Annotated in this window: 6 protein-coding genes, 4 tRNA genes and 1 pseudogene; 2 read left to right on the top strand and 9 right to left on the bottom strand. The window is 42.4% G+C overall.

Annotation, left to right across the window (positions count from 1 at the left end; all coding sequences use genetic code 11):
- The 9 genes and pseudogenes from I6E84_RS14160 to I6E84_RS02765 all read right to left on the bottom strand — a co-directional run.
- A pseudogene (locus I6E84_RS14160) lies at positions 1 to 76 on the bottom strand (elongation factor Tu); the annotation flags it as partial.
- A 447-nt stretch (positions 77 to 523) separates the two neighbouring features.
- Positions 524 to 598: transfer RNA gene (locus I6E84_RS02800), tRNA-Thr, on the bottom strand.
- A 120-nt stretch (positions 599 to 718) separates the two neighbouring features.
- Positions 719 to 792, bottom strand: a tRNA-Gly gene (locus I6E84_RS02795).
- 83 nt (positions 793 to 875) lie between these two features.
- Positions 876 to 959 (bottom strand) — tRNA-Tyr (locus I6E84_RS02790).
- Between the two features lie 67 nt (positions 960 to 1,026).
- Positions 1,027 to 1,102: transfer RNA gene (locus I6E84_RS02785), tRNA-Thr, on the bottom strand.
- A 192-nt stretch (positions 1,103 to 1,294) separates the two neighbouring features.
- Positions 1,295 to 2,791: an anthranilate synthase component I gene (trpE, locus tag I6E84_RS02780; protein WP_197215945.1), complete on the bottom strand. Its 1,497-nt coding sequence runs from the start codon at positions 2,789 to 2,791 to the stop codon at positions 1,295 to 1,297.
- 252 nt (positions 2,792 to 3,043) lie between these two features.
- Positions 3,044 to 4,324, bottom strand: a complete 1,281-nt coding sequence (locus tag I6E84_RS02775; RefSeq protein ID WP_197215944.1) for an FHA domain-containing protein — start codon at positions 4,322 to 4,324, stop codon at positions 3,044 to 3,046.
- Between the two features lie 123 nt (positions 4,325 to 4,447).
- Entirely contained in the window at positions 4,448 to 5,302 is an 855-nt protein-coding gene (locus I6E84_RS02770; protein WP_197215943.1) for an RsiV family protein, read from the bottom strand.
- 188 nt (positions 5,303 to 5,490) lie between these two features.
- Positions 5,491 to 7,086: a peptide chain release factor 3 gene (locus tag I6E84_RS02765; protein ID WP_194195869.1), complete on the bottom strand. Its 1,596-nt coding sequence runs from the start codon at positions 7,084 to 7,086 to the stop codon at positions 5,491 to 5,493.
- Positions 7,087 to 7,680: 594 nt separating this feature from the next.
- Between I6E84_RS02765 and I6E84_RS02760 the strand changes: the two genes are divergently transcribed.
- A complete protein-coding gene (locus I6E84_RS02760) occupies positions 7,681 to 8,094 on the top strand; it encodes an organic hydroperoxide resistance protein (protein ID WP_197215941.1) in 414 nt (137 codons plus the stop codon).
- Positions 8,095 to 8,350: 256 nt separating this feature from the next.
- Positions 8,351 to 11,341, top strand: a complete 2,991-nt coding sequence (polA, locus tag I6E84_RS02755) for a DNA polymerase I (RefSeq protein WP_413786926.1) — start codon at positions 8,351 to 8,353, stop codon at positions 11,339 to 11,341.
- Positions 11,342 to 11,600: the final 259 nt, after the last annotated feature.

Raw genomic sequence — 11,600 nt, 5'->3', positions numbered from 1 at the left:
TTTTACCGTGGTCAACGTGTCCGATGGTACCAACGTTGACATGCGGTTTTAGACGTTCAAACTTGGCCTTTGCCATGGGTATTTCCTCTTTTTTTTGGTGAATCTTTATCAATCAAAGATCAGTGAATAGCTGTTTGACGGCTCATGATGCAGGTAAGACCATCAAACCGTTGACGCTATGGTTTATCTACTAAAACTGTTCTGTAATCTTGCTAAAGTCTATGCATTCAAACCATGCAGTTCAACTTCATACAGATAAATATTATACTTACTTTTCAAGCTATTGAACATTGCCAGCTATTATATAACATCGCTGTTGCACTAATTTATCTTACTGTAGCTCATCTACAAATAAACTTAGTATTTATTAATAAATTGACAGCACTAAAGGGCAACACCTCAGTGTCACCCTTAAATCATCAATTGCTGTACTGTATTTATAATGTTCAATATCCTATGCTTTCGATATCGATGCAACGCTGTTTAAGATAGCAAAGCAAACACAAAAAGCTTAAACAATAAATGGAGCTCATATCGAGAATTGAACTCGAGACCTCTCCCTTACCAAGGGAGTGCTCTACCGCTGAGCTATATGAGCATGTTTTTAATAACTACAGTACAAATAATATTGTAGATTTACTAAAAAAATATCACGATACAGTTATCATAAACTGATTATCGTGATTTATTATTGATAATTTTTGCGATGGTGTATATATGGAGCGGGTGGCGGGAATCGAACCCGCGTCATTAGCTTGGAAGGCTAAGGTGTTACCATTATACCACACCCGCATTTACTCTTATTCTAAAGGACTCTAATCGAGAGTCTCTAAATATATAGAGTATGCTTGGCGCTATGACAAACTTAGAAAATATGGTGGTGGGAGAAGGATTCGAACCTTCGAAGCTTTCGCGACAGATTTACAGTCTGTTGGGTTTGACCGCTCCCCAATCCCACCTTAGGTTGCTTTAAACAAAAATGACTTTAGTTTAAGACATATTCATAAAAAGCTACTTTAAGAGAGATGGTGCCGACTGCCGGGATCGAACTGGCGACCTACTGATTACAAGTCAGTTGCTCTACCAACTGAGCTAAGTCGGCTTGTTCTCTTAAAGTGGTGGCTATTCTATCAAATATTTTGAGATGCGCAAGCTCTTTTTCATCTTTTTTTCAATTATTTTAATAAAAATATTTAAGCTGTTGATTAAATTAGCATTTTTATAAATAAAGATATAGCATTAAATTGGCTTTTTACTCAAAGCATTTGTTTTTGCCATCCAGATGGCTATTTAACTAGCGAATGTGCAAACCATTACACGCCATTTTTACTGCTTTTAACAAGGCGAGTGCTTTTTTATTGGTCTCATCCCATTCATCTTCTGGAATAGAGTCAGCGACGACACCTGCACCTGCTTGGATATGGATTTTGCCACGGCGCATGACAGCCGTACGGATAGCAATAGCGGTATCCATGTTCCCATGCCAGCCCAAGTACCCTACTGCACCACCAAAGACTGTTCGACGTACTGGCTCTATCTCATCAATAATTTGCATGGCGCGGATTTTGGGTGCCCCTGTTAAGGTGCCCGCTGGGAACGTCGCACAAAAGACATCTAGTGCGTCTTTATCAGGCAATATCGTACCCTCAACGTTAGAAGCAATATGCATCACTTGTGAGTAGCGCTCAATAAACATCTTTTCGGTCACCTTAACACTACCGTACTCGCAGACGCGGCCAATATCATTGCGACCCAAATCAATGAGCATCAGATGCTCAGCGATTTCTTTTTTATCATTGAGCAGTTCTTGCTCAAGCGCTTCGTCTTCTGCTTGGTTCTGTCCACGTTTACGAGTGCCCGCCAATGGTCGCACTGTTACTTTGCCATTTTCGATACGTGATAATATCTCAGGCGATGCACCAATGATGTCAAAGCGTTTGTGATCGTCGAGCGTATAACCATGCACCAAGAATAGATACGGTGATGGATTTAAAAACCGTAGAGCACGATAGACAGCCAGTGAATCTCCGGTATAATCAGCTGTCAAACGCTGCGCAGGAACGACCTGCATGACATCACCTGCTAAGATATAGTCTTTAATCTTATCCACGTCACTACAGTACTTCTCTGCACCTGTTTGTGAAGTAAACGTCGGCGTCGGCATCACTGGTGCACTTAGATTTGGCATCTCTGCCAGTTTTTCTTCAATTTTTTCTAATTCACGGATAGCATTACTGTAGCCTTCTTCACTATTGCAGTCGGCATAGACGATGATAGATAACGTGTTTTCTAAACTATCGAAAACTATCACGCTCATCGAAAGCATCAGCCACATGTCTGGCATCGACATTGGATTGGGTGCATCAGACAAGCCCACGCTTGGCTCAATGACGCGTACCATGTCATAGCCAAAGTAACCTACTAACCCACCGCTAAAGCTCGGTAGCATAGCGATATCGGCTGCTGTGGGCATATTGTATTGAGCCATCAGCTGACGAATATAATCAAATGGATCATCTATTGCATTTACATCCGTCTGATCGTTTCTTTTGACCGTCATATTGCCATCTGTATATTGCAAAATCAGATCACTACCCAAGCCAATCATCGAATATCGTGCCCAACGCTCACCCCCTACGACTGACTCAAATAAATACGCCGAACCATTCAGATCACGTACTTTAGAAAACACAGATACTGGCGTTTGTGCATCCATTAGGCGTTTTTTTACCAGTGGTGCATGACTAAAGCCACGGTCTTTAAAAGACTGATATTCTTCAAAGGTCATCATAGTAAGGCTCTCTTAGCAACATATTTGCAAAAGATAAAAAGAATTGAAACAATAAAAAGGTATAGTCGGTTTAATGTAATTTGGATACAAGGAAGGCGAGTAAAAGTATTACAAGTAGTAGACTAAGCGAGACTGACTATAGATAAAATATAGCGTCAACACTCTACTGAATGCTGACGCTATAGAAACTCGCTTTTACAGCTTAACGCTGACAGATATAAACTATCTGGCTAGTACATAAGCGACTATCGGCTATACGACGCCTTTATTAAACAACCATAGCGCTAACCCAACGATGAGAATGGCAACAAATATCCATATAAACCAACCACCGCTTGGTTTTTTCTCTATGTGTCCTGCATTGGCTGGGTTGTTGACTGCCTGATTTGCCGCGTTGTTACCTTCGGTACCAAGATCACGAGACTGGCCTAGATTGGCTGTACCTGAAAACTGTGCCGTGGCTGCTTGCTTAGCACGTAAGACATCAGGATCAGCTTCTTCTTGCAGCTCAGTCGTCGTCGTTTTGTCATGTTCTGCTTCGACTACTGGATCTTCATTCACTACGTCTTCATCTGCTTCTTCTTCGCGTATCACTTCTTCGTGCACGGCTTCTTCATGTACAGCCGACTGCTCTACTAATGGCTCACTCTCGTCCACTACTGACAATTCAGGCTCTGTCGCTACTACTTCTTGCTGCTCAGCCACTTCTTCTGCTATCACGGGTTCTTCTGCCACCACTGGCTCTTCTAGTGTTTCTTCTACTATAAGCTCTGGAGTATCATCTACTGGTGCAGACTCTACACTTTCTGCGGCAGACAAGACTTCCTCAATATTTGTTTCTTTGACAATTGGCTCTTGTGGGGTTAGTTCAGCTATTTTGGTAGCATTCTCTATAGGCAGGCTAGTATCAGGTGTTTCATTTGTTGATTCTACTGCTGCCTCTGACGCTGTATCGGCAGCTACTGTCTCAATACTCTCATTTGTAGCAGGCAGCATATCTTTAATACCTGTTTCTTTCACCACAGGTTCATCGATGGTTGGGTGTTCGATGATGTACTCTTCGAACTCATCTGCTTTGGCAGTAGCCTCAGTAACAGCAGCTTCAGTATTACTGTCATCAGCAGTATTCATATTAGCCGCTGCATCCTCTGCCGCTACAGGTGCTACGGGTATTAACGACTCATCTTCCGTAGCAACAGGCGCATTCACCAAAAAGCTAAAACTGGCAAAGCCAATTGTGTCATCTACTTGCAATAGGCTTGACTGGTTTCCTTCGATACGCTGCTCATTGATAAACGTACCGTTCGATGAGTCCAAATCTTTTACATATAACTGACCATCTAATACGCTGAGCACGGCATGATTGCGCGATACTTGCTTGCTGCCGAGTACCACATCATTATCACTGCCACGTCCGATAGATAGGCTGTCATCGACCGTCAGGGTCAATTCTCCAAGCGCTTCTGTTAATGCATTAAGCTGCCAAGTGCTCGCTGATGGTGTCGGGTTTCCGCTGTCTATATTGTTTGTCATGATGCTATTCCTTATTTTTCTATTAAATTTCAAATGATTTTAGCTAAATTATTGCCAATTTTTAAAGCGATTTGACAGCTATTTTGGTATTAACCGTCATAAATAATACCGTGTCTATTTGCGCTATTTAATAATAAAACGAGGCTTGATAATACCGTCAAGCTTGCTATATGGAATGCTTAATACAGGCATACCATAAGCATATGGACCGATAGAATAGTGCTGATAGCGAATGTCGATACCTTCATCCGTCATCGTTATATTATCACTCAATGTAAACGGCCAGTTTTTTTCATAACTACTGACATCGTCGTCCACCGTTTTAACCCACGTTTTATAAGCGTCGTATGCAAGTGCTTCGAACTTTGATTTTTTACCTGATTGAAGCATATCATCAAGTATAATTTGTTTTTTGGTGCTTAGATCAAATACTAAATACTCACTATAAGGCATGCCATGAGCACCACCAGTGAAGACATAGGAGTCAATTTCGAACAATTCAAAATCACTCACATGCCCCAAATACTCAGGCGTAACCATCAAGCTGTAAGCCCATGAACTGCCTTCAGGAATATCTATAAATTGTGAGCCAGCAAAGTCATCAATCGCTGTGTTTACCGCTGCCTGATTCAGTTTCGTTTTGATAGGTGCTGACTCAGTCGGTTTACTATTGACGACTAACGCATTAATACGCTCATTCGTCATATCATTGATCCAACGATGATTGGTATTCAAATATTTAATATCAATCTCTGGACAGTTTTCACGCTCTACACATTGTGCTTGTATGTTTTCTGGCAACTCATAATTCAAATAATCGGTACTGCTAATGAGATTACCTGCATTTGCAGGTATAGCGACGACCCCTAGCAAAAAACCACTAGCCAATAGACCCATCAGACGTGCGTGACTCGCTTTCATAGATGAGCGCAGACGTAATGATGAGTTATTAATATTAAATGGATTCGTAGCGTTCATATAGCCTCTTTCATAAACATACAACATTGCTTAACATTCTACCGTAACAATAGTGAGTTATTGTAGGAACACTGTTTGTGTTTTAAGAAATTACCAGTTTTTGAACGTCTGGTACATAAACTATAGGTAATAAAAAAGACACGGCTAGCGTGTCTTTAGAGATAAATCATATCGTGGGATAATGGATTTTAATGCTCACGAGTATTACTAAAAGTGATTTCTGGATAGCGATCTTGCATCAACTGCAAGTTAACCCGTGACGGTGCAAGATACGTCAGATAGCCACCACCATCGAGCGATAACTGGTCATGGGCTTTCTTCTTAAACTTGGCCAGTGCCACTTCATCATCACAGTGAATCCAGCGTACCGTTGCAATAGATACAGGCTCAAAGATACATTGAACCTTATACTCTTCTTTGAGACGATGCGCCACCACTTCAAACTGTAGCACACCAACTGCACCCAAGACTAAATCGTTGTTAATCTGCGGCATAAAGACCTGTGTTGCGCCCTCTTCACTTAACTGCTGAAGACCTTTTTGTAGCGCTTTAGATTTTAGTGGGTCTTTGAGTATCACACGGCGGAACAATTCAGGCGCAAAATGTGGAATACCGGTAAAGTTTAGCTCTTCACCTTCTGTGAAGCTATCACCGATTGAGATGGTTCCGTGGTTGTGCAAGCCGATAATATCTCCTGGATACGCTTCTTCTAATGCTTCACGATCACCTGCCAAAAAGGTCAAAGCATCAGCAATACGTACGTCTTTACCCAAACGTACATGCTTTAGCTTCATGCCTTTTTCGTACTTGCCTGAGCAGACTCGTAAGAATGCAATGCGGTCACGGTGACGCGGATCCATATTTGCCTGAATCTTAAAGACAAAACCACTAAAGTCAGTCTCAGTCGCGGCGACTTCACGCTCATTAGTCGGATGCGCCTTGGGTGGCGGTGCATATTTGACCAAAGTATCAAGTACCATATTGACACCAAAGTTACCCAGCGCTGTACCAAATAATACTGGCGTCATCTCGCCTGCTAAGAATGCTTCAACACTAAACTCTTCTAGCGCCATTTGTACCAGCTCAAGCGACTCTTCAAAGGCATCAAACATCAACGTCCCCAGACGCTCACGTATATCAGGATAATCATAACCTTCGCGAGTCTCAGAGACCGTCATCTTGCCGCCATTACCTTTTTGGTAAAAGTAGGTTTTGTTTTCAGTCAAGTGATACACACCAACGAAATCCTGTCCCATACCGATAGGCCAAGTCACTGGAATACATTTAATCTTTAGAACTGACTCGATTTCACTAAGTAGCTCAAGCGGCTCGCGAATTTGACGATCGAGCTTGTTAACGAATGAGATAATCGGTGTGTCACGCATCCGGCACACGTCCATCAGCTTGATGGTTCGCTCTTCGACACCCTTTGCTCCATCAACCATCATCAACGCACTATCTACAGCGGTCAAGGTTCGATAAGTATCTTCACTAAAGTCAGCGTGACCCGGTGTATCTAGTAGATTCACCATATGATCTTGATACGGAAACTGCATAACTGAGGTGGTAATAGAAATACCACGCTCTTGCTCCATACTCATCCAATCTGAGGTAGCATGACGATCAGTCTTACGGCCTTTTACTTCGCCTACTACCTGAATCGCCTGCCCCCACAGTAGCAGTTTTTCAGTCATGGTGGTTTTACCAGCATCGGGATGTGAAATAATGGCAAAGGTACGACGTTTGGCGACTTCTTTGTTTAGTTTCTTTGGATCTACGCTCATAATTTTTGGCTTCAACCTTAACTTCAAAAAGGCTGTCTTTAGACAGTAATCTGAATAAATAGAATAAATAATGGGCGTATTGTAGCGGATTTAGCGTCAAGGTGCAGAATTAGCATACAAAAAAACGTTCCCTAACAGTCAAATAGAGCCTATTGGCGCAATTTTTGAATTAATAGTAGCGTTCAATTTGGGCCGCTGATAAATCTGATGTCGTTTGCCAAACGAATGGCTGCTGCATCTATGTTTTCAGCGAATACTAGGGCGTGTCCTCAATTCAATCGATAGTTATCTAAATGGGTTAAAAATGGCTAAATCTTGCCAAATGGCGTCAAATAGCTGACTAATATCTCGATATTATCTGCGCTATTTTCCTTGTTTGACTGCGATTTATCTCATTTTTATCACCATTTTTAAAATGAGGACACGCCCTAGATCCAAAAATCGTCACTGAATCCTTTAATTACAATTCCACAGTATATATTTACGCCTGACCTATACAGCTGACTTAATGGTTTGTTATGCTGAAGCTCGTATCAAAACGTACCCGTTAAATATAAAGTAACTATAAAAACTGACAACAAAAAAGGATGTGTTATGAAAACTCTATACTCTACCAAAGCAACTGTTACTGGCGGCCGCGCGGGTTCAGCCAGCTTGAGCGACAGCGATCTCACTATCAATATGGTAGCACCAGGCTCAGGCAAAGATGGCAATAACCCAGAGCAGATGTTTGCGATAGGTTACAGCGCTTGCTTTGACGGTGCACTTGGCGCTGTTAAGCAAATGGAAAAAGCAAAGTTTGATTCAAAAACGTCGATAGAAGTAGACCTATTACAAGGCGAAGGCCCTGATTATAAGCTAGCAGCTAGAATCCATGTCATTGGTGAAAACACTGAGCTGTCTGCTGATGAGTTTCAGCAACTGGTTGAAAAAGCACATCAAGTATGCCCATACTCAAAAGCAACACGTGGCAACATCGATGTAGAATTAACTTCAGAAGTAAAATAACACAAGCTTGACGGTTAAGCAGCCTGATTGTTAAAGCTGTTTGATTGTTAGATAAGCTATGAAATAAAGAACTCAGTTCACGCTGGGTTCTTTTTTTATGTGTGATTCAATTGTCTTCCCATACGCACCATTCATATCAATAGGCAATTCAATAGGTGATATTGAACATCTCGTAATGATTAAGCAGTTCGGCACACACGGATTTTATCGTTATAATAAGCACATATTTCTATCTAATAGCTGATAAGTGACCTTTATGACTGATCCTATGACCGACTCCATCACCGACAGTGACCACAACTCCCATCAAGCGATTGATCCTGCCGCATTGCCAAACTTTGAGACCATGCCAAATGTAGCGACGATGGATACCAGTCACGTCGATAAAAACCAACCACCTTTTATCTTGGTTGATGGCTCTTACTATCTGTTTCGCACTTATCATGCCTTACCAAAGACCATGCAAAACTCGCAAGGCCTGATAACCAACGCCATCCGTGGCACGCTCAATGCGCTGCTCAAGCTGATGCGCCGTTATCACCCTACGCATATGGCCGTCTGTTTCGATACCAAATCACCGACTTTTCGTCATCATATGTCTGCTGACTATAAAGCAGCTCGCCCGCCCATCGACGTAGAGCTAGTAGAACAGATTCCTTATATCCATCGTTTGGTCACCGCCTTAGGTCTTCCCTTGTTGCGTATTGAGGGTGCAGAAGCTGATGATATCATCGGTACACTTGCCCATCGCGCTGTCGCTGAAGGTCATCATGTCGTCATTTCAACGGGTGATAAAGACATGATGCAACTGGTCAATGACTGCGTTATCTTAGAAGACAGCTTTACGGGTAAAATTACGGACACAGAAGCTGTCATCGAAAAATTCGGTATTAACCCAAATCAGATGATTGATTTCTTGACGTTAATGGGTGATGCTTCAGACGGTATCAAAGGCGTGCCTGGCATCGGTAAAAAAACCGCAAAAGACTTACTCGTTGAGTATGGCGATATCGGCAATATGTTAAAGCATATTGGTTTTATCAAAGGTCGCGGTGCCAAAGGTTTGATTGAACACGCTGACGATATCCCGTTTAATAGGAAGCTAGCTACCATCGTGACAGACTTAGGTATCGGTCAAGATTGGAACGATCTAAAAATTAATACTGACCCTAGTGCCCACATCGACGAATTACGCGAATTGTATAATGAGCTAGAGTTTAGAAACGAGCTAGCGTCTCTCGACCACCCAAACCATCCAGCCAATGCTAATGGAAACGGCTCGCAGAGTGTTGCTGACAGTCAAGCGAATGCTGAATCACAAGCGCAAGTAGCCAAGTCGCTACAATCAAGCAGTATTGAAAATATCCAAGATAGCAAAGCGCATGATAGAGCATGGCATACAGTGCTCGACAAACCAGCCTTTGAAAGTCTGGTCCAATTGTTAGAGTCTGTACCTCATTTTGTCATTGATACTGAAACTACCAGTATTTATTGGCGTCAAGCTGAAATCGTCGGTCTCTCTTTTGCTGTGCAAGCCCATGAAGCATATTACATTCCGCTGACGCATAGTCTAGAAGGTGATGAACTAACCGCTAAACAGCTCGACCGTGACACCGTTTTGACACGCCTAAAGCCAATTTTAGAAAATTCAAACATCGGTAAAATCGGTCAACATTTAAAATACGATGCTCATATTCTCAGTCATTATGATATCGATTTGGTCGGTGCCATTCATGAACAACCCAATAACTGGACAATGGATACCATGCTTGCCAGTTATGTGATTAACGCTGCCGCCACTCGTCACGGTATGGATGACTTGGCACGGCATTATCTACAGACGCAAACCATCAGCTATGAAGATGTCGCTGGTAAAGGTGCTAAGCAAGTCACCTTTGATCAAGTCGCTATTGATATCGCCAGTGACTATGCTTGTGAAGATGCCGACATTACCTATCAATTATTTGAGGTGTTCAGCGTTGAGCTGGCGAACGATGCCAATAACGCCAAATTGCTACATGAGTTAGAGATTCCAACGGCAGAAATACTGTGCCAAATGGAAGCGAACGGCATTCTTATCAAACGTCCATTCTTAAACGAACTATCAAAACGCTTTGATGAAGAAATTATCGCGCTTGAAAAACGCGCTTATGAAGTGGCAGGTGAAGAATTCAACTTAGGCTCTCCGAAACAACTCGGTGAAATGCTGTTTGAAAAGCTTGGCGTCGCTGGTGGCAAGAAAACCAAATCAGGCCAGTACTCTACTGGCGAAGCGGTACTGTCAAAAATAGACCATCCATTGGTCGATATCACGTTGGAATATCGCAGCCTATCTAAGCTAAAGAGCACCTATACCGATGCGCTTGATAATGTGGCAGATAGCGAAACTGATCGTGTACACACTAGCTATCATCAGGCACTGACCAGCACTGGGCGTTTATCTTCTACTGATCCCAATTTACAAAACATTCCGATTCGTACCGCGACTGGTCGATTAATTCGCCAAGCCTTTATCGCTCCAGAAGGTCGTGTGATTCTCGCAGCGGATTATTCACAAATTGAATTGCGTCTCATGGCGCATTTTTCAGGCGATAATAATTTAACGCATGCCTTTAACGAAGGTCTCGACATTCACGCTGCGACTGCCGCTGAAGTGCTTGGCAAAGATGTCACAGATGTCACGTCAACTGAGCGCCGTAATGCCAAAGCCATCAACTTTGGACTACTGTATGGCATGAGTGCTTTTGGTCTGGCCAAGCAGCTACAAATGAGTCGTAATGAAGCGCAAGACTATATCGATATGTACTTTGAGCGCTACCCGGGTGTCAAAAACTATATGATCAATACGCGTGCCAGCGCTCACGAACAAGGCTATGTCGAGACAATATTGGGCCGCAAGCTTTATACCCCTGATATCACTCACAGTAACCGCATGGTCAAGCAAGGTGCTGAACGTGCAGCGATTAATGCGCCACTTCAAGGCTCAGCGGCAGATTTAATCAAACTTGCTATGATTGCCGTGGATAAGGTGTTGCCAAAAGAGCAAGCTAAAATGCTGCTACAAGTCCATGATGAATTAGTGTTCGAAGTTGATGCAGATAAAGTTGATGAGATTAGCCAGTTGATTACCGATGCGATGCAAGATGTATTGACAGTTACTGCGGTCGAAAAAGGCTGGAATGTGGACTTTGCAGTGCCGCTATTGGTTGAGACGGATAGTGGTCAGAACTGGGATGAGGCGCATTAATAGCTACAGTATAGAATTTATTCTATGTACTTTTTAATAAAAAAGGTTAGGCATTTTGCTTAGCCTTTTTTACATTCGAAGACCTATTAAGTAATGCACTAATATCAGCAATAGTCCCTTCCTCCATCATGAAAGATAAACTCCCTTGCTATGCAGCTATAAGTAAAAGTCATCCCTCGCTCATCAGAAGTAAAGTATTCCTAGCCACAACTTCCCTATAATTAACGACCTATGGCATAATACTTTTGTTTACCCTTTT

This window comes from Psychrobacter sp. SCQQ22 (genome assembly GCF_015864605.1).
Taxonomy (GTDB): Bacteria; Pseudomonadota; Gammaproteobacteria; order Pseudomonadales; family Moraxellaceae; genus Psychrobacter; species Psychrobacter fozii.
The sequence above is the reverse complement of the archived record's forward strand: the minus strand, read 5'-3'. Positions and strand labels throughout refer to the sequence as shown.